This window comes from Psychroserpens sp. (assembly GCF_036960315.1).
In the GTDB taxonomy this organism is placed as follows: Bacteria; Bacteroidota; Bacteroidia; order Flavobacteriales; family Flavobacteriaceae; genus Psychroserpens.
The window spans coordinates 504,738-524,315 of record NZ_JBALVR010000001.1 but is presented as its reverse complement, the minus strand read 5'-3'; the positions used below and the strand labels follow the sequence as shown (position 1 = coordinate 524,315).

Annotated in this window: 17 protein-coding genes and 1 tRNA gene; 6 read left to right on the top strand and 12 right to left on the bottom strand. The window is 33.7% G+C overall.

Translation table 11 applies throughout. The features are described 5' to 3' along the window. The first annotated feature begins 221 nt into the window (after nucleotides 1-221). The 5 genes from V7719_RS02295 (at nucleotide 222) to V7719_RS02275 (ending at nucleotide 5,634) form a co-directional block, all read left to right on the top strand. Nucleotides 222-2,555: a T9SS type A sorting domain-containing protein gene (locus V7719_RS02295; protein WP_335728236.1), complete on the top strand. Its 2,334-nt coding sequence runs from the start codon at nucleotides 222-224 to the stop codon at nucleotides 2,553-2,555. A gap of 75 nt (nucleotides 2,556-2,630) precedes the next feature. Then, entirely contained in the window at nucleotides 2,631-2,792 is a 162-nt protein-coding gene (locus V7719_RS02290) for a hypothetical protein (protein ID WP_335728235.1), read from the top strand. 12 nt (nucleotides 2,793-2,804) lie between these two features. Further along, a complete protein-coding gene (locus V7719_RS02285) occupies nucleotides 2,805-3,938 on the top strand; it encodes a hypothetical protein (protein ID WP_335728234.1) in 1,134 nt (377 codons plus the stop codon). Nucleotides 3,939-3,978: 40 nt separating this feature from the next. Next, nucleotides 3,979-4,992: a nucleotidyltransferase family protein gene (locus V7719_RS02280; protein WP_335728233.1), complete on the top strand. Its 1,014-nt coding sequence runs from the start codon at nucleotides 3,979-3,981 to the stop codon at nucleotides 4,990-4,992. A gap of 54 nt (nucleotides 4,993-5,046) precedes the next feature. Then, a complete protein-coding gene (locus tag V7719_RS02275) occupies nucleotides 5,047-5,634 on the top strand; it encodes a hypothetical protein (protein WP_335728232.1) in 588 nt (195 codons plus the stop codon). Between the two features lie 93 nt (nucleotides 5,635-5,727). Here the strand turns inward: V7719_RS02275 and V7719_RS02270 are convergent, their stop codons facing one another. Continuing rightward, entirely contained in the window at nucleotides 5,728-5,955 is a 228-nt protein-coding gene (locus V7719_RS02270) for a zinc-dependent peptidase (protein ID WP_335728231.1), read from the bottom strand. A gap of 167 nt (nucleotides 5,956-6,122) precedes the next feature. Between V7719_RS02270 and V7719_RS02265 the strand changes: the two genes are divergently transcribed. After that, nucleotides 6,123-7,256 (top strand): acyltransferase family protein, encoded by a 1,134-nt coding sequence (locus V7719_RS02265; RefSeq protein ID WP_335728230.1) that lies wholly within the window; start codon nucleotides 6,123-6,125, stop codon nucleotides 7,254-7,256. 175 nt (nucleotides 7,257-7,431) lie between these two features. Here V7719_RS02265 and V7719_RS02260 read toward each other — a convergent pair whose 3' ends face one another. The 11 genes from V7719_RS02260 to mraY form a co-directional block, all read right to left on the bottom strand. Further along, nucleotides 7,432-8,319: a zinc-dependent peptidase gene (locus tag V7719_RS02260; RefSeq protein ID WP_335728229.1), complete on the bottom strand. Its 888-nt coding sequence runs from the start codon at nucleotides 8,317-8,319 to the stop codon at nucleotides 7,432-7,434. A 226-nt stretch (nucleotides 8,320-8,545) separates the two neighbouring features. After that, nucleotides 8,546-8,619, bottom strand: a tRNA-Arg gene (locus V7719_RS02255). Between the two features lie 39 nt (nucleotides 8,620-8,658). After that, nucleotides 8,659-9,105 (bottom strand): GatB/YqeY domain-containing protein, encoded by a 447-nt coding sequence (locus V7719_RS02250; protein WP_335728228.1) that lies wholly within the window; start codon nucleotides 9,103-9,105, stop codon nucleotides 8,659-8,661. 150 nt (nucleotides 9,106-9,255) lie between these two features. Next, a complete protein-coding gene (gene ftsZ / locus V7719_RS02245) occupies nucleotides 9,256-11,193 on the bottom strand; it encodes a cell division protein FtsZ (RefSeq protein ID WP_335728227.1) in 1,938 nt (645 codons plus the stop codon). A gap of 83 nt (nucleotides 11,194-11,276) precedes the next feature. Beyond that, complete coding sequence (ftsA, locus tag V7719_RS02240; protein WP_335728226.1) at nucleotides 11,277-12,614, bottom strand: cell division protein FtsA; 1,338 nt, start codon at nucleotides 12,612-12,614, stop codon at nucleotides 11,277-11,279. 3 nt (nucleotides 12,615-12,617) lie between these two features. Continuing rightward, nucleotides 12,618-13,337, bottom strand: a complete 720-nt coding sequence (locus V7719_RS02235) for a cell division protein FtsQ/DivIB (RefSeq protein WP_335728225.1) — start codon at nucleotides 13,335-13,337, stop codon at nucleotides 12,618-12,620. Then, nucleotides 13,327-14,679 (bottom strand): UDP-N-acetylmuramate--L-alanine ligase, encoded by a 1,353-nt coding sequence (gene murC, locus V7719_RS02230; RefSeq protein WP_335728224.1) that lies wholly within the window; start codon nucleotides 14,677-14,679, stop codon nucleotides 13,327-13,329. Before murC ends, V7719_RS02235 begins: the two co-directional genes overlap by 11 nt. Next, nucleotides 14,680-15,774, bottom strand: a complete 1,095-nt coding sequence (gene murG, locus V7719_RS02225; RefSeq protein WP_335728223.1) for an undecaprenyldiphospho-muramoylpentapeptide beta-N-acetylglucosaminyltransferase — start codon at nucleotides 15,772-15,774, stop codon at nucleotides 14,680-14,682. Next, nucleotides 15,774-16,967, bottom strand: coding sequence for an FtsW/RodA/SpoVE family cell cycle protein (locus tag V7719_RS02220; RefSeq protein WP_335728222.1), 1,194 nt, complete (start codon nucleotides 16,965-16,967; stop codon nucleotides 15,774-15,776). Before V7719_RS02220 ends, murG begins: the two co-directional genes overlap by 1 nt. Nucleotides 16,968-16,975: 8 nt before the next feature. Beyond that, nucleotides 16,976-18,307: a UDP-N-acetylmuramoyl-L-alanine--D-glutamate ligase gene (murD, locus tag V7719_RS02215; protein WP_335728221.1), complete on the bottom strand. Its 1,332-nt coding sequence runs from the start codon at nucleotides 18,305-18,307 to the stop codon at nucleotides 16,976-16,978. Then, nucleotides 18,308-19,549, bottom strand: a complete 1,242-nt coding sequence (mraY, locus tag V7719_RS02210; protein WP_335728220.1) for a phospho-N-acetylmuramoyl-pentapeptide-transferase — start codon at nucleotides 19,547-19,549, stop codon at nucleotides 18,308-18,310. Nucleotides 19,550-19,578 lie beyond the last annotated feature (29 nt).

Below are 19,578 nucleotides of genomic sequence, written 5' to 3'. Positions count from 1 at the left end.
CTTTTTTTGTTGATATATTCAGATCATACTTCAACTAGGTGGCTTTCAGAAACAACACAGTATGGTCATTATATTAATCAAGCAGATGTCACTTTTTAAGTTTTCTTGATCTAAATTATCAATATTTATTAACACGTAGAGGTTTTTACTTTTAAGCTATTGAAACTTAACATATCTTTACATTTCTATTGTTTAGAGACTTAGATTAATACAAACAAGACATGATAAACCATTACAATTTCCCTAGAACCATTGCTCTCTTATATCTTACACTTTTAACTTCACTATTGGTAATGGGTCAAAATACCCCGAAGACTATTAGTATGAGCGGAGGTGATAATAATAGTACCGCTTTTTCTACTGAAGGTACAATTGCTACATCCATAACAACATTTTATACACATTGGGATAATACCTATTTATATATTGGTTGGTCTGAAGGGCAAACAAATTATTCATCAGACATGTACTATGTTGCTATTGACACAGATCCAAATACGGCTTCAGGCACAAGCAACGCCATAGAAGGTGTAGAGTTTACTACTGGCGATAACTTGCCAGATTATTATGCAGTATTTGAAAACAATTCTTCATTCTACGGAATTCCTACAAGCAATGGAAATGCTATTGAATTATATGACGGAACTTCTGGAGCATGGAATTTCGTTAGCCGAATCGATGGAAATGACAACACAGAATCTAAGATAGATTTCCAAGATTCACCTAATGGTGAAGTACGAATTAGAATCGCATGGTCTGCTTTAGGTTTTACTCCAGGAGATCATAAACCTATTGGCATTAGCTATTGGACAAATAACTCAAATGGTGATTTTATGTGGTCAAGGTACCCAGATGCAAACCCTTCAGCTGGACCAACATCAAAAACACTAACGCATCAAATTATATTCAACTCAACTGGATCTGGTATTGATCCGTCGACATCATTTTATGAAAATTCGTTTTCAGAAAACACTAAATACACCTCTAATGCTGATGGAAATTGGAACGACACCAATAATTGGCTATATAGCGGAATTCCAATTGAAGGTGGTGAGGTTACCGTTAATAATAATTTGATATTAGATATCGATGCTACGCTTGATTCCGCTACTGTTAATGACGGTTCTAGTGTAACGATAAATTCTAGTATCTCTTTAACAATAGCTGACGAATTAACTCTAGAATCAGTTTCTAACAGCTACTCTAGTTTAATATCTGACGGAACAATTTCTGGGACAGTGCTATACAATCGTTATGTTAATAATACTACGGCAACTGGTGGAAATGATTTAATTAGTGCACCTGTTTCAGGACAAGCTTTTAATACATTTATAATTAACAATCCAAATATAGTAGAAGAGCCAGATCCGGGTACTAGAATTCTGTTTGGCGGATTTGATATTGATACAAATACTTACGAACTCTTTGATGAATCGGATACAACACCCTTTGTTGCGGGAAAAGGTTATCGTACTGGGATTGATGCAGCTGCCAGTACTAATATCGTACAATTTGAAGGCTTAGTAAATACAACTCCTGTTGGCATACCTATCAGCCTTGGTGTGGGCACTGCTTATAATTTAATTGGAAACCCATTCCCTTCATATCTTAATTCCCAAGCCTTTTTAACTGAAAACTTAGCTTTACTGGATCCTTCCGCAACTGCTATTTATGGATATAATGACGATACTGATGTCCTCGCTGGAGGAAGTTATACAATTACTAATTATTTCAGCACCTACAACCTAGCTCCTGGGCAAGGTTTTTTTGTCGCCTCAAACACCTTGGGTGGCAACGCTCAATTCTTACCTTCCATGCGTTCTATCTCAGGCAGCGATGACTTTATACAAGGACGGGAAACTAATGCCATAACTAATTTAAAACTATCGATAAGTACAAATTCACAAAGTTTTTTAACCGATTTCTATTTTTCAGAATTCTCGACACTTGGCTTGGATCCGGGCTATGATGCCTCACTTTTCGGTGGATCATCACCGGCCTTTTCTTTATATTCTCATTTAGTAGAAGAAAATGCTAATGCCCCTTTAGGTATTCAAGCACTTGGCGAAACAGATTTTAATGATGCGACCATAGTTTTAGGCGTCAAATCTAATCAAGGCGAACAAATAACGTTCACGATTAATTCATCGACAATACCTAGTACCGTTAACGTCTATCTTGATGACACTGTAGCTGGCACAACCACTTTACTAAACACTATGGATTACATTTTGACACCAACTATTAATTTGTCTGGAACAGGACGCTTCTTTTTAAGATTCATGGACAATTCGCTATCAACTCAAGAAAATAGTTTAAATGACTTAGACATCTATGTTTCAAAAGCTTCCAAAGAATTAGTAATTAGCGGACAGCTTTTAAATAATACCCTACTTAAGTTATACGATATACAAGGTAGATTGGTTATGTCAACTAAACTTGATACAACTCAGTTAGAAAACCGTATTGACATTTCTAACGTAAATACTGGTATATATATCGCTAAGCTTCATAACAATACTCAAGAGTTCTCTCAAAAGTTAGCTATAGAATAGTTTTACGTCGAATTAAAGTAAATTAACGACTTAAATAATAATATTTTATTATTTTTGCCTCTATTATAATGCATAATGAAAAGAAATAGTCCTCAAGACCAAATTACTCGTAAAGAAGCCATAAAAAAAATGGGCAAGTACGCTGCACTTACTGCTGTTGGTACATTTCTTATTCTTAACCCTAAGAAGGCACAAGCGTCTTCTCCACCAGATCCAGGAGGAAATCCTTTTGACTAATTTTACTCTATTTTGAAAACGGGTTTATCTCCGAAGTATATTCACAACATAAATGAAACCATAGTTATGTGGTTTCAAAGTTCGAATAAGTATATCGTTGTTTCTGCAAATGTATATACCCTTGTCCTCTTATTTTTAAATGTTAAAGGTAAAGCCGAATTTATAGACACTTTATACGAAACCCTGCAGATTGAAAATGAAAAGTGTAAAGAAATTTTTTCTGAAATCTCAAACTTTCTAGAAGATGCAAATACCCTAGCTATCGTGGATATTACATTGAATGATAAGCTTGAAATCCCTAAAACCAATATCGAACGATCTTACGATTTTGATGGAAAAATCATTAGAATTAACTTTGAAACTGCTTTAATTGAAAGTTTAATTCATCCGCAAATTGAGCATCATACAGTAGATAAAATATCTGATGCTATTGCAGAATTTGATATTTTCAAAACATCCGATAGTTTACATTTATTCAAAAATAAAAGTCATATTGGAAGCTACAATACCAAATCGTTTCATTTTCTTCAAGGCAAATTTGCTTTAGAACTCACTAATTCAATCCACAATACGCATATAGACAATTGGGTTGCAACATTTCATGCGTCGACTGTAAGTCATAATTCTGAATCCATAATGATTATTGGAGATTCAGGCAACGGTAAAAGCACGCTATCTGCACTATTAATGTCAAATGGCTTAGATGTATTGGCTGACGACTTTTCACCACTTTATGCGGATATGCATATCTATAGATATCCGGCAGCAATTTCAATTAAAAAAGGAGCTTTTGGAATTTTAGAAGCATCCATGGAAAACTTTGAAACACTAAAAATCCATAAAAATGGCCCTAAAAAAGTCAACTTAAAATATCTACCGCCAAGTACTAAATTTAGTACATCTGCATCAAATTTTCCTTGTCATAAAATTGTAATTGTTAATTTTGATAGCTCCAAACCATCTCAATTAAAGCAAATTCCCGTAGAAAACATATTAGAAACCCTAATTCCAGAGTCCTGGATTTCACCAAACGAAACCCATTCACTCAAGTTCCTAAACTGGCTAGAACATCTCCAATGTTATGAACTTTGCTATAGCGATAATGATTTTGCAATTTCTAAATTTAAAGCACTATTTGAGGTTTAGGCATTTGTTTGCTTACTTTTGAAATGTTAAACATCTAAGATTGTCTTCAAAAAAACATACATACAAGGACACATTACAGTTAATTGCAGAAATATTAAGCTTTGAGAGTTCTAATGAATCTTTAAGAAAAAAGCTAGATTCTGGCACAATCGATTGGAATAAATTTGTGGAAATTTCCAGTAATCAACTGGTTTTAACTACATGCTATTGCAGATTAGAACAAAAACAATTAGTGAGTTCTATACCCGATGATTTGACCTTATATATAAAAGAGTTAACATCGATAAATAGAAATAGAAACCTTAAGATAATTAAAGAAGTAAAAATTATTGCTGCGATTTTCAGTAAAAACAATATTAGTTATTCACTACTAAAAGGAACAGCCATGTTGGTTGGTAACTATTATGATGATTTTGGAGAAAGAATGGTTGGTGACATTGATATTTTAGTATCAGACGATCAAATTGAAGATGCTTTTAACCTACTTAAGGAAGCAAACTACACTTCTCTTATTGAATTCAATTACAACAATAAAAACTTCAGGCATTTACCAAGACAAATAAATCCTGATAAAATCGCTGCAGTTGAACTTCATAAAACGGTATTAAATGCCAACTATAAAAACCTTATAAACGAAAAAGAACTATTACTGAACAGCTTAGAGAAAGATAAGATTCGCATACCAAATAACTATTTCCTTAATCTTTGTAATATCCTAACATCTCAAGTTAATGGCAATGCTTACCGTTTTAAACAATGGTATTTCAAAAATTTATATGACAGTTTAGCGCTAAAACTAACTAAAAAATCTAATCTTCCAAACAATAAATATGTCGATGATTATTTGTCAAAATTTCAAGCAATTTTTAGTCATATAAATCATACAAAAAAAGCTAAAAGGTACCTGTTTAGGATAAAACATTATAGGTTTCATAAATTCTCCTTCAAGCTAAATTTCATTTATCATAATTTAGAAAATAGAATATGGCTTATGATTTACAATAAAAGTTATAGATCTCATGTTTTTAAAAATAAATTTCTAAAAAAAAGATAGACTCTTTTTGTTTCTTAATTTGAACAAATTATCTATTTTTGGCAAAGCTTAATTATGAAAAAAATAATAGTTGCAACAATATTTTTATTTAGCGCAATAATTAGCGCGCAATCATCCTTGAGCAAGCAGGCTTATCGAAATAGTCGGAACCCATGGATATTAAGTGTTGGTTTTAATGCACTTGGAAATCTTGGTACTAAAAACCCATTAAAGCGTGTAGACGAGTTTTCATTTAGACAACCTTTTGCCGTTGCTATAGAACATAGATGGACTGAATTTTTATCAATTGAACAAGATTTTAGTTTCAATGGCTATGAAGCAACGGAATTTATTGATAATGGTATTGCAGCTGAAGACATACTTTATTTCTCAACCAATACAAGTTTTAAATGGTACTATTCGAGTTACTTATTTGATGCTGATTGGGTAGATCTTTATTCTTCTGCAGGTTTAGGAATCTTTACTATAGATGAGTTCAATACTTCTGCAAATGTTTCTTTTGGAGCCTTGTTTTGGATTAACCCAACTAGAACTATTGGTGTCAGAATTCAAGGGACTGGTAAGTTTGCATTTAATGCGGACAGTAAACAATTTGACAATAATCATTGGCAGTATTTTTTACAAGCTGTTTTTAGATTATAGTAAGTCAACTTTTAAAATCTTAATTCCCTAATATTTTATATTAGGGTTTTTTTATGCTTTTTTTGAATTTCAGAAAACTACAACATTCCAATTTTAGTATCCCGTAAAGTTAAAACCTAGCATGGTCTTTACTTTCTTATATAAGTTTGGAAACTGCGTTCTAAAAGACTCGGGCGATTCAATAAATGTTTCAAGTATTACAGATAAGAATTCAAACTGATTAGTAAATGCGTACTCTCGTAAAAACTGAGAGGTTATCAACTTAGATTTTAATTCGGCATCATTATCTAGCAAATGACTTAACTCTACAAAAGCATCCAATGGTCTAAATTTATTCTTTATTAACTGAAAGATACATAGAACTACGTATGTAATTGTTGTAAGTATTTAATAACTATAAAAACAATATAAAAGTTCTCTTATCCAGACAATAAAATGGGATAACCTTATATTTGTAGCCATATATTCAGTTGCCAGTAATTAAAACAATGATAAAAGATAAATTCAATAAATTATTTTTTCCAAACGACAATAAAACTCAGCACTTTAAATCTCTAGATGGACTTAGAGGAATTGCAGTACTTTTAGTATTGTTATCTCATTCAAGTAACACCAAAATATTTATTCATAAAACATTCGATTTTCACGCAGTGGGTAAGGTTGGTGTTTATTTATTTTTTGTATTGTCAGCATATTTACTTGACAGACAAATTGCTTTAGCTTTTATGACAAAAAAATCTTCTATTGGCTATTGGAAAAATTATTTTTTAAGACGATTTCTAAGGATATATCCATTGTTTGTAATCGCATTGATACTTCATGGATTACTTAATTTAGCAGGAATAAAAACTGTTATTGACAGAATTATTGATATTCCTCTACATATGGCATTACTCAGGGGAGAAAGTATATTCTGGTCCATACCAGTTGAGTTTAAATACTATTTGATTTCTCCTTTAATCATGTGGTTTTGCAATAAATTCCTCAAATGGAACGCAGTAAAGTTATTTTTTGTATTTATTTTGCTAATTCTAACGTCTATCGCAATAGAAGTTGTTTTTGAACTACCTTTAGTATCAACTTTTAAATATTTTCCAATTTTCCTTATAGGTACAATGATTTCAATTTACGAACTTCTATTTAAAAACTATTTTAAAAATAATATTGAACCAAAACTTTTTAGTATTACAGGTTTAATTGCATTTGCATTAATTTTAATTACTATTCCTTTTTACTTTGAGAAAATTTCTGGATTTAAAGTTAACTTTCATTCGCCCATTTTTTATTTTCCTTACGCTTTTCTTTGGGGAATTATATTGTTATCAGCAAAATATGGAAAAGGAATAATAAAATATGTTTTGGAATTAAAATTTCTCAGATTCATTGGTGTAATTAGCTTTAGTCTCTACTTGTTTCATATGCTCGTTCTAAACTATGTAAAACAGGCCGAGATTCCTACTCAATTCAAATTTTACACCTTTTTTATAATTTCAATTGTATTTGCTACTGTAAGTTATTTAATAATAGAAAGACCTTTATCCAAAATAAAGATTTATTCCAATGAAATAAGCGAAAAAGACATTAAAAAACGACAGCCAACACCGAATAAATTTAATTGCTAGTCCCAGCCTATTTAAGAAAATTCTGGCGGATTTTCTATTCGGTTTGTATTTCCTAACTTTATATTGACCTCAACAAGTGATTCGCCTTTAAGTATTTTTCTTATCAAAAGGAATAAAGGTAAAATTTTTAATAATAACCTATTGTGAGGAAAGTCACTTTTTAAAAGACCTATTTTTAATAACCCGTAAAGTTAAAACCTAGCATAGTCTTTACTTTCTTATATAAGTTTGGAAACTGCACTCTAAAAGACTCGGGCGATTCAATAAATGTTTCAAGTATTACAGATAAGAATTCAAACTGATTAGTAAATGCGTACTCTCGTAAAAACTGGGAGGTTATCAACTTAGATTTTAATTCGGCATCATTATCTAGCAAATGACTTAACTCTACAAAAGCATCCAAAAAAATCGCTGCACTAGTGCTATGTCGTCTTACACTCATATAATAAAAATGAATCGCATGTGTAAATTCATGTATGGCTAAGTTAAGATTATCATCTTCTATCTCATAGCCATGTAACACATCCTTCCAAGAAAACACCAAAGCCTTTAAACCTAAATTAAACTCTCCTTTATGATAAGCTTTATTGGTTTGTGAATAAAACTCCTCTGGATAACAAATAACACGCTCAACAGATTTAATTTTATAATCCCTTAAGCCAAATGTCAACTTAACCAAAGTAGCAGATATGATGATTTTCATCTCATCTGTGACATCCATATCATTTCCAATAAATTCAGTTCTTTTTATAAATTGGAACACCCTATGTTCAAAGTAATATTGGTGCTTTAATGATAATCTCTCATAGAACTTAAAATGTCTTCTCAAGATAGATTTCTCACCATTAGATAGTTTTCTTTTTCTTAAATAAACATGATTAAAAAAGAGTCTTTTCTTGACATACTCGACATAAGCCATTTCAACGAAATTAAAGATCTTATATGCAATAAATGGTATTATTAATACCAGTAAAAAAACATAAAAATATTGCATAAACACCCTTCCTTCCTCGGAAAATTTATCAGCTTGAAGGTCTAAAATAATTTTAAAATAAATTGACATTAATTTGTATTAGCGTTAGTTTTTAGTCTCAATCTTTTGAAACATTAGTCAGATGACATATCAAGGAATAAATTCCTTTCAATCCGTCTTTCCAAAAAGACAAGGTTTTTTGTCAGGATTGACCATCTCCGCTCGTCTTTTCTTAAAGCTCCGCTTTGAAAATAAAAAACCCAAACTTATAAATTCAAGCAAGCCTGATTTAACGTTTGGGTTTTTTATTTATTCGTGACCTCGATAGGGCTCGAACCTACAACCACCAGAGCCGAAATCTGATATTCTATCCAATTGAACTACGAGGCCATTACTTCCTGCTAAAGCAGGAATCTATTATTAATTATTTTAAGACAACTTTGCCTTTACAATATTTGAAATTGTTTTCCCATCCGCTTGTCCAGCGAGTTCCTTATTAACGATTCCCATGACTTTTCCCATATCTTTCATGCCTTCTGCACCTATCTGGTCTATAGTCATGACTACCACTTTCTCGATTTCCTCTTCACTTAAAGCTTCTGGCAAAAATTGACTAATCACTTCTGCTTGATCAATCTCTGGAAGCGCTAAATCTTTTCTGTCTTGTTCTAAATAAATCGCAGCACTATCTTTACGTTGCTTTACCAACTTAGATAAAATCTTTATCTCTTGTTCTTCAGTTAAAGCTCCGACTTGTCCTGAGGTTTGAGCTAATAATAGCTCAGATTTAATAGCTCTTAATGCTGCTAAAGCTGTTTGATCTTTCCCTTTCATTGCTGCTTTCATCGCAGTCATTACTTCATCTTGTAAACTCATAATCCGTGATTTAATTTGAGATGCGAAGATATGAAAAAACTTAGTAGTTTATTGTGTAATCTATAAGGACAATACAACATAAAAAACCCGAAAAGTTTATCTCAACTTTTCGGGTTTAACAAAGTGTGAAACACTAAACTAAATTTGCTATTAATCTACGTTGTCGTGTAAAAATGAATTATTACTTCTCAATTGAATATCGTCGTTCTCATCAGTAGAGACGGATGTTCTAGAAGCGTTGGTTTCCGAAGAATGCTGTGCATCCTCTAAATTCACACCTTGTCTTTTATATGCAGGTTCTTTTTCAATTTCATCTATTTTGGCCGTGTTAAACTTGTAATTGAAATCTTTCATTTTACGTCGTCTTTCATCAGCTCTTTCCTTTAACAATTCAGAAATTGGACTATTCATAGGATCTATTTCCTCTCCAACCTCTGTTTCCCTAACTTCAGATTCTATCACTTTTTTCTCAAATACGATTTCCTCTTCAACTTCTGGTTGCACCTTAACCTTAGCTTCTTGATTATTCATTGCCGACTCATACGTCATGAAATCATCCAAAGCATAACGCTTTTCTCCTTTTTCATTTGCTTCGGTTACAGGAATAATCTCTACATGTTCTTTAACTTCAAAGTCCTTAACCTCTTCATCCAAAGTGAAAACTGTTTTCTCCTCTAGAACTTCATTTTCGGGTTCTACTTCATCTTCCGAAGCTCCAAAAGATAATGGTAAATCAAATGTTAATGTGATTTGCTCCTCTTCAACTTCTTCAACACTCTTTTCTTGAACTGGAGTTATAATAAATTCTTCTTCAACAATTTTATGGTCCAAAACTTCATCATAAACTACATTGATGCTTTTGATGATATCTGTAGTTGTAATCAAATCGGTTTCTAAACTATCGGTAACCGCATTAAAACTATCTTCATCATCCATTAAGGTATGAATTACAACTTTAGGCGCTTTCTCTTCTTCCTTTTCTAAAATAATATCTGGTGTGATAATCGCTGGACCACTTTCTCTAACAGTTACATCATCATTTCTATCATCTTCTAAGGCATGAACCACTTTCTTTTGTTCTGTATTTGAGATTTCATGTTGCTGGTCTAAATCAAAACCTGTAGCAATTATCGTCACAGAGATAGACTCTTGTAATGACTCGTCTTCACCAACACCCATAATGATGTTTGCACCATGACCAGCTTCAATTTGGATATGATCATTGATTTCTCCAATTTCATCAATAGTAATTTCTTGAGAACCAGAAACGATAAGCAGCAGTACGTTTTTAGCTCCAGTAATTTTATTATCATTCAATAATGGCGAATCTAACGCTTTCATGATAGCCTCCTGCGCTCTCGTTTTTCCAGACGCTGTAGAAGACCCCATGATTGCTGTACCGCTATTACTTAAGACAGTTTTAGCATCGCGTAAATCGATGTTTTGTGTATAGTGATGCGTAATAACTTCTGCGATGCCTCGTGATGCAGTCGATAATACTTCATCGGCTTTTGAAAAACCTGCTTTAAAGCCTAAATTACCATAGACTTCACGAAGCTTGTTATTATTGATAACAACCAATGAATCTACATGTGAACGAAGTGTTTCAATACCTTTTTGAGCTTGTTCATTTCTTGTTTTTCCTTCAAACTGAAATGGCATCGTCACAATACCAACCGTTAAAATATCCAATTCTTTTGCAAGTTTAGCGATAATTGGCGCAGCACCTGTACCGGTTCCTCCACCCATTCCTGCAGTGATAAATACCATTTTAGTATTGGTATCTAACATGCGACGTAAATCTTCTAAACTCTCTAATGCAGCTTGCTCTCCTACTTCGGGATTTGCACCTGCACCTAAACCTTCGGTTAAATTAACTCCTAATTGGATTTTGTTCGGGACACCACTGTTTTGCAGTGCTTGGTCATCTGTATTACATATCACAAAATCAACACCTTTAATCCCTTGTAAAAACATGTGATTAATGGCATTACTTCCACCTCCACCTACTCCAATCACTTTGATGACGTTTGATTGGTTTTTTGGTAAATCAAATGCAATGTTGCCTAACTCATTGTTGTTGCTCATAAAATTACTTTTACTGTATTTATTATACTTTATTTCCCCAAATATCTTCGACAGTCCTACCCAATCGAAGATGTATGATATATTTATTCTGCGTTATCTAAAAAATCTTTAACGCGTTCTGTTAACTTGTCTAAAAAAGATTTACGTTCCCTTTTTGGTTGCTGAATAATTTCTTCCTCCTGTACAATATTATCTTCAGAATGTTCAGCAGCCGCAGCGTGCTGCATTTCTTCAACTTCTTTCTCTACACGTTTACGTTCCTGGCGTTTCAAGCCATCCATCACTAATCCCACAGCCGTTGCATACAACGGACTTGCGATATCATCATCACTATCTCCAGCTAGATGTTCATTTGGATATCCTATTCTCGTATCCATTCCAGTGATATACTCAACCAACTGCTTTAAATGTTTTAACTGGCTACCACCTCCTGTTAATACAATTCCGGCAATTAATTTCTTCTTTTGTTCTTCGTGACCGTAATTTTTAATCTCCACATAGACCTGCTCGACAATTTCTACCACTCGAGCATGAATAATCTTAGAGAGGTTTTTTAATGTAATCTCTTTGGGCTCTCGTCCTCTAAGCCCAGGAATAGAAACAATCTCGTTGTCCTTATTTTCTCCAGGCCATGCAGAACCAAATTTTATTTTCAATAATTCGGCTTGCTTTTCAATAATTGAACACCCTTCTTTGATATCTTCAGTAACAACATTTCCTCCAAAAGGAATCACTGCAGTATGACGAATAATACCGTCTTTAAATACCGCTAAATCTGTTGTTCCTCCTCCAATATCAATCAAAGCAACTCCCGCTTCTTTTTCTTCCTGACTCAATACTGCATTAGCTGAAGCTAAAGGTTCTAAAGTGATACCTTCCAACTCTAAACCAGAACTTTTAACACAACGTCCAATATTTCTAATCGATGACACTTGACCAACTACAACATGGAAATTAGCTTCTAGTCGTCCACCATACATTCCGACAGGTTCTTTAATTTCTGCTTGACCGTCAATTTTAAATTCTTGAGGTAATACATGAATAATTTCTTCACCTGGAAGCATTACTAACTTGTGAACTTGATTAATTAAACGATCAATATCTTCTTCATCTATAACAACCTCAGAATTTGCTCTAGTGATATAATCGCTATGTTGCAAACTTCTAATATGCTGTCCCGCAATACCAACAGTTACCTCTTCAATCTTTAGTCCAGCTTCAGCCTCAGCTTCTTGAACAGCTTGCTGAATCGACTGAATAGTCTGGGTAATATTATTAACCACACCTCTATGAACTCCTAAACTTTTGGATTTTCCAATCCCTAAAATTTCGGCTTTGCCATATTCATTTTTACGACCAATCATTGCCACAATTTTTGTGGTTCCAATGTCGAGCCCTACTGAAATTTTATTATTCTCCATCATTTACTTTTTGGTGCAAATCACTTGTTTATCAAACTTTAAATTCACTAGTTTATAATTATCTAGCACTTTATCTTCCATCGCTTTTTTATAAAAAGCTTTAAGATTATTTATTTTTTTTTCTAATAATTCTAATGTCCCTAAATGGATATTAAAATCATGACCTCTAAATTTTAGATCAATTGTTTTATCTTGGTTTTGATGAATCTCTACAACATGTTTTAGTAAAAAATCATCTTCTTGAACTTTCTTAGCAATTGCATGCACATTTTCCAATTCATTCTTCTCAATAGAACCAGTAACTAAAGGCACGCGTGCAGTATAATTTGTTGATAAAGGCATAAACGAGCCAGTCTCATCAATGTAATAAGATGCATTTGTGCTTACTCTTGCAATAGGTTTTTTTTGTTCAATTTCAGCAGTGATTAAACCATCAACACTCATAAACACTTGTGCCTGCTTAATCATTGGATTAGAGTTTAGGGCAGATTCTAATTCATTCAAATCTATAATATCTTTAGGCTTGTTTGTTACAGTCTCTTGATTTAGTATTAACAATTTACTAACAGTCTCATGTGTCACGAAAAGGTTCTCGCTTCCAACAAATTTTATATCAGGTGAAACCACTTTTCGAGCAGAATTTCTTACAGATGAAAACGCACACAAAACCACCACTAACACTAGCAGAAACGCAACTTTTATGTAGTTATAATTAACTCGCAAGGCTCAATGCTTTTTTAATATGTTTAACTTCTTCTCCAATATCACCAGCACCAATAGTTAAAATTACAGGTGCGTATTCTGTTTTTATTGCTTCAATCAATTCAGATTTTTGAACTAATCTTTTGTTTTTGTTCTGAATTTTGTCTAATAACCATTGTGAATTAACACCTTCAATGGGCAATTCTCTTGCTGGATAAATCTCTAGTAAGAAAACTGTATCAAATTGTGACAGACTTTCAGCAAAATCATCTGCAAAATCCTGTGTCCTACTAAATAAATGTGGCTGAAAAATCGCCAATACTTTTTTATCCGGATACATTTCTCTCACCGCTTGATGAACGGCATTAATTTCTTCGGGATGATGCGCATAATCATCAATATATACTAAATCATCAGTTTTAATCTCATAGGTAAATCTGCGTTTCACACCTTTGTAAGATGCTAAAGCTTTGGCGAGCTGCGGGTGAGGGAGCCCATATTCTACAGACATCGCCAAGGCTATTAATGCATTCGACAGATTGTGTCTACCAGGTAGGTTAAATTTGAAATTTTCTAGTAGTGCATTTGGTGTTTTTACATCAAATACATAGCTACCATTTATTATTTTTATGTTTTTTACTGAATAATCTGAATCGTCTTCAATGCCATAGGTAATTCCTTGTATTGGCAATCCGTTTTTGACGAACAGTTTTCCGTTTGGCTTTATTTTTTTTGAGAAATCTTCAAAAGATTTTATCAATTCTGAAGCATCTCCATAGATATCTAAATGATCTGGATCCATTGAAGTAATGCAAGCAAAATCTGGAGACAAGGTTAAAAACGAACGGTCAAACTCATCGGCTTCTACAACAGTAACTTCTGTTCCATTGAGAATTAAGTTAGAATTATAGTTCTCACTAATTCCGCCTAAAAATGCCGTCACCTCAACATCACATACATTCATTAAATGGCCGAGAATACTTGTAGTTGTCGTTTTTCCGTGAGTACCAGCAACTGCTAAACAAAACGTTTGTCGTGTAATTTCACCCAAGACCTGAGAACGTTTTAATATGTTGAATTCATTCGATTTAAAATAGATCAATTCGGTGTGTGAATTCGGGATTGCAGGTGTATATACAATAAGTGTTGCTTCAGGATCTAAAAAAACATTATCAATATGTTTGATATCATCTTCAAAATGAATTGTAACACCTAATTTTACTAGCGTATCAGTGATTTCAGTTTTCGTCTTATCATAACCTCCTACAGTTAATCCTTTAGCTACAAAATAACGCGCTAAGGCAGACATACCAATACCTCCAATACCTATAAAATAAACGTTATTTGCGTGTTCTAATTTCATTTACTGTTTTAACAATTTTTCAACTTCGTCTGCTATATCTTTAGTTGCATTTACTAATGCTAATTGTTTTATGTTTTGTCCTAGTGTCTGTCTTTTTTCTGAGGACGTCATTATCGTATTAAAATGATTTTCAAATTCATCATCCAAATCACTTTCTGTAATCAAAATCGCTGCATCTTTATCGGCAATTGCTTTTGCGTTCTTCGTTTGGTGATCTTCAGCTACATTTGGTGATGGGATAAAAATCACAGGCTTCCCAACCACACAAAGTTCAGAAACCGAACTAGCCCCAGCTCTTGATATAATCACATCTGCTGCAGCATATGCCATATCCATATTGTTCAGAAAGGCATGGACTTGCACATTTTCTAAGTCATTATAATGTTTGTATTGCTGATAGTACAGCTTTCCGCATTGCCAAATTAATTGTATGTTTTGAGACTGGAAATATTCTAGTTTTTCTTCAATAAGTTGATTTACACGTCTCGCACCTAAGCTTCCGCCCAAAACCAAAAGCGTATGCTTACTATGGATTAATGTAAACGCATCCTTACCTTCAATATGTTTATTCTCGATATTTAGTAAATCCTTTCTAATCGGATTTCCTGTGAGGACTATTTTATCCTTCGGAAAGAACTTTTCTAAGCCTTCATAGGCCACACAAATCTTATCTACCTGTGTAGACAACAACTTATTAGTAATTCCTGGATAGGAATTTTGTTCTTGTATCAAACTAGGAATACCCTTAGATGTTGCTGTTTTTAGCAAGGGTCCACTTGCAAATCCACCTGTACCAATAGCCACATGAGGTTGAAATGTATTGATGATTTTGCGAGATTTCAGCAAGCTACTAATCAGCTTAAAAGGGAACATGAGATTCTTCAAGGTTAGTTTTCGTTGAATTCCTGAAATCCAAAGCCCTTCAATCTCATAACCCGCTTGAGGTACTTTTTCCATTTCCATTCGGTCGGAAGCACCAACAAACAAAAATTCAGCATCTGGAAAACGAGACTTTAATTCATCTGCAATAGCAATCGCAGGATAGATATGTCCTCCTGTTCCACCTCCAGATAATATGATTTTGTAGTTACTCATTAAATCGTTTCACTTAAAATTTCTAATGGGTTATCCTCGTTAATTTCTTTTTCTTTTAATAGCTCACGTTTTGCACTGACACTTAAAATGATACCTATGGCTAAACAGGTCATCCAAATAGACGTTCCTCCACTACTAATTAATGGTAAAGTTTGTCCAGTAACGGGAAATAACTCCACAGCAACTGCCATATTTATTAATGCCTGAAATATGATTGGTAGTCCAACTCCTAACACTAGCAACTTTCCAAAAACGGTATCTGATTTTTGAGATACGATGACAATTCGAAACAGCAACCACGAATATAAAACCAATAAAAACACCCCTCCAATCAAACCATATTCTTCAATGATTATGGCGAAAATAAAATCTGAAGATGATTGTGGCAATACATTCTTCTGCGTGCTCTTACCTGGTCCTTTTCCTTGAATCCCACCAGATGCTATTGCTATTTTTGCATTTTCAATTTGATAATCGGCTTCGGTATCTTCTCCATTTGCAAAATTCTCAATTCTACTCATCCATGTATCAATACGATTTGGCATAGCCTCCGGAAATGCTTTTGCTACCAATACAAAAAGTGCCAATCCAGCAATACCACTTCCAATAACAACTGCCAGGTATTTTAGTGGGTAACCTCCAATAAAGGCCAACATCATCACCATTAAAAAGACAATCGCAGCTGTAGAAAAATTTGCTGGTAAAATGAGAATCAATATAAAAAATACTGGTGCCCAAAGTGGTAATAATGTTTCTACAAATGAGACTTTTCTATCTTGAATTTTTGACAAGTAACGTGCTACATAAACCATTAATACAACCGCAGCTAATGTTGATGTTTGAAAGGACATCCCAACAAAAGGGATTTGTATCCATCGACTAGCATTTGCGCCATCAATCGTAGTTCCTTGAAGCATTGTAACAACTAGCAACACGATAACTATTGGAATCATTACCATTGACAACCCTCTAAAATAGCGATACGGAATCTTATGTACACCGTACATAATTGCGAATCCTAAAAACAGGTGCATAAAATGCTTAACAAAAAACCCAAAGGTATTTCCAGAACCACCAACATAAGCCAAATTACTAGCAGCACTATACACAGGTAGGAATGAGAAAATTGCCAATAACGCCGCAATTGCCCAGATTAATCGATCTCCTTTTATGTTTTTAAATAGTGCTTGCACTTGGTATATTATAAGTTTCTTACTGCATCCTTAAATTGACGACCTCTATCTTCATAATTTTCAAACAAATCAAAACTTGCACATGCAGGAGACAACAACACACTGTCTCCAGCTTCGGCAACTTTATAAGCGATTTTAACTGCTTCACTCATAAATTGAGTTTCGATAATAATGTCAACCATTCCACCAAAACTTTCCATCAACTTTTCATTGTCAACGCCTAAGCATATAATTGCTTTTACCTTTTCATTTACAAACTGAAAAAGTTCTTGATAATTGTTTCCTTTATCTACTCCACCAACAATCCAAATTGTAGGCGCATCCATAGTTTCCAAAGCATAATATGTTGCGTTCACGTTAGTTGCCTTAGAGTCGTTGATGTAGTCTACTTTATTGATTTTTAGCACTTGCTCCAAGCGATGCTCAACACCTTGAAAATTTTCTAAGCTCTCTCGAATAGTTTGCTTTCTAATTTTCAGTAAATGTGCCACTGTCGAAGCAGCCATTGCATTTTTAATGTTGTGTTTTCCCTCTAATGCTAAATTTGCTGTTGGCATAATTATCTCGTTGTTATCTATTGTTATTTTTATATTATCGTTATCTAAATACGCGCCATTTTCAATAATTTTTGTTAATGAAAATGGTAATAATGTGGATTGAACAGGATGCGTTTCTAACCATTGTAAAATCACCTCATCATCTCCATCATAAATGAAATAATCGTCTTTAGTTTGGTTTTCTGTAATCCTGAATTTTGAGGCGATGTACTTTTCAAATTGATAATCATATCTATCTAAATGATCTGGTGTGATATTGGTTAAAACCGCAATGTGTGGCTTGAAGTCAATGATATCATCCAGTTGGAAACTACTAATCTCCAACACGTAATTTGGATAATCCTGTTCTAAAATCTGCTTAGCAAAACTATCTCCAATATTACCTGACAAACCAACACTCAAATCTTGTTGTAATATGTGATGTGTTAAGCTAGCTGTTGTTGTTTTACCATTACTTCCAGTAATCCCAACTATAATTGCATCGGTATACTTTGCAGCAAATTCAATTTCAGAAACCACTGTAATCCCTAGAGCTCTAATCTGTTTTACCAGAGTTACTTTATCAGGAATTCCCGGGCTCTTCATGACGATATCGGCATTCAGAATCTGTTCTTCAGAATGCTCACCATCCTCAAATTCAATCTCATTATGTATAAGAACTTGTTTGTACTTTTCTTTAATGTTTCCCTTATCCGAAACAAATACTTCGTATCCTTTTGCCTTTCCTAAAAGTGCTGTTCCTACACCACTTTCTCCTCCTCCAAGAATCACTAATCGTTTCATCTATCTAATTTTCAATGTCACAATCGAAATAATCGCCAATAGGATTCCTATAATCCAAAACCGTGTAACTATTTTACTTTCGTGATATCCTGATTTCTGATAATGATGATGCAATGGCGCCATTTTAAAAATGCGTCGACCTTCACCAAATTTCTTTCTTGTGTATTTGAAATAGCTGACTTGCATCACGACTGATAAATTTTCCGCTAAAAATATTCCGCATAACACTGGAATAAGCCATTCTTTACGAACAGCAATAGCTATAACTGCTATAATCCCTCCAATGGTTAAGCTCCCAGTATCTCCCATAAATACTTGCGCTGGATAAGTGTTGTACCATAAAAAACCTATTAGGGCTCCAACGAAGGCAGCGATATAGATTGTAATTTCTTCAACTCTCGGGATGTACATGATATCTAAGTAATCTGAAAAGATGATATTACCAGAAACCCATGCAAAAACCCCTAAAGTGAGCACGATTATAGCTGAAGTACCAGCTGCTAATCCATCAATTCCATCGGTGAGATTTGCACCATTTGAAACCGCTGCAATGATAAATATGGACGCCAGAATGAAAATAATCCAAGCATATTTTCCCAATTCCGGATTAATCCATGTGATTAAATCGGCATAGTCAAATTCATTTCCTTTTACGAATGGAATTGTTGTCTTTGTTGACTTAGCTTCTTCCTCAAACAGCTTTGAAGGCGAAATATTTGGATTCTCTGCCAATAGCACTTTTTGCTGTTCTTCAGGTAGTTTTTCTTTCATAGTGACATCTTCATGAAAGTACATTGTTGCCCCTACGATAATTCCTAAACCAACTTGACCCAGAACTTTGAAGCGGCCTTTTAATCCATCTTTATTATTCTTGAACTTCTTGATGTAATCATCAATAAACCCGATAATTCCCATCCAAACTGTTGTGACGATAAGAAGAATGATGTATATGTTTTCAAGTTTTGCTAATAATAGTACAGGAATCAACGTAGCCAAAATGATGATGATTCCACCCATTGTTGGTGTTCCAGCTTTTTCAACTTGGCCCTCAAGTCCGAGATCACGAATCGTTTCACCTACTTGTTGCTTTTGAAGAAACCGAATGATTCGTTTACCAAAAATTGTAGAAATCAATAAGGATAAAATAATAGCAATAGCAGCTCTAAAAGTTAAAAACCCAAACAGTGATGCTCCAGGAAACTGAAACTGTTGTTCTAAATATTCAAATAAGTAATACAACATATTATTTTATCTGGTATTTAATAATGTCA

What these genes read in the sequence shown, in the direction of transcription:
- V7719_RS02295 (WP_335728236.1), top strand. Translation starts at nt 222, where the DNA reads ATGATAAACCATTACAATTTCCCTAGAACCATTGCTCTCTTATATCTT.
- V7719_RS02290 (WP_335728235.1), top strand. Translation starts at nt 2,631, where the DNA reads ATGAAAAGAAATAGTCCTCAAGACCAAATTACTCGTAAAGAAGCCATA.
- V7719_RS02275 (WP_335728232.1), top strand. Translation starts at nt 5,047, where the DNA reads ATGAAAAAAATAATAGTTGCAACAATATTTTTATTTAGCGCAATAATT.
- V7719_RS02265 (WP_335728230.1), top strand. Translation starts at nt 6,123, where the DNA reads ATGATAAAAGATAAATTCAATAAATTATTTTTTCCAAACGACAATAAA.
- V7719_RS02260 (WP_335728229.1), bottom strand. Translation starts at nt 8,319, where the DNA reads ATGTCAATTTATTTTAAAATTATTTTAGACCTTCAAGCTGATAAATTT.
- V7719_RS02250 (WP_335728228.1), bottom strand. Translation starts at nt 9,105, where the DNA reads ATGAGTTTACAAGATGAAGTAATGACTGCGATGAAAGCAGCAATGAAA.
- ftsZ (WP_335728227.1), bottom strand. Translation starts at nt 11,193, where the DNA reads ATGAGCAACAACAATGAGTTAGGCAACATTGCATTTGATTTACCAAAA.
- ftsA (WP_335728226.1), bottom strand. Translation starts at nt 12,614, where the DNA reads ATGGAGAATAATAAAATTTCAGTAGGGCTCGACATTGGAACCACAAAA.
- murC (WP_335728224.1), bottom strand. Translation starts at nt 14,679, where the DNA reads ATGAAATTAGAACACGCAAATAACGTTTATTTTATAGGTATTGGAGGT.
- murG (WP_335728223.1), bottom strand. Translation starts at nt 15,774, where the DNA reads ATGAGTAACTACAAAATCATATTATCTGGAGGTGGAACAGGAGGACAT.
- murD (WP_335728221.1), bottom strand. Translation starts at nt 18,307, where the DNA reads ATGAAACGATTAGTGATTCTTGGAGGAGGAGAAAGTGGTGTAGGAACA.
- mraY (WP_335728220.1), bottom strand. Translation starts at nt 19,549, where the DNA reads ATGTTGTATTACTTATTTGAATATTTAGAACAACAGTTTCAGTTTCCT.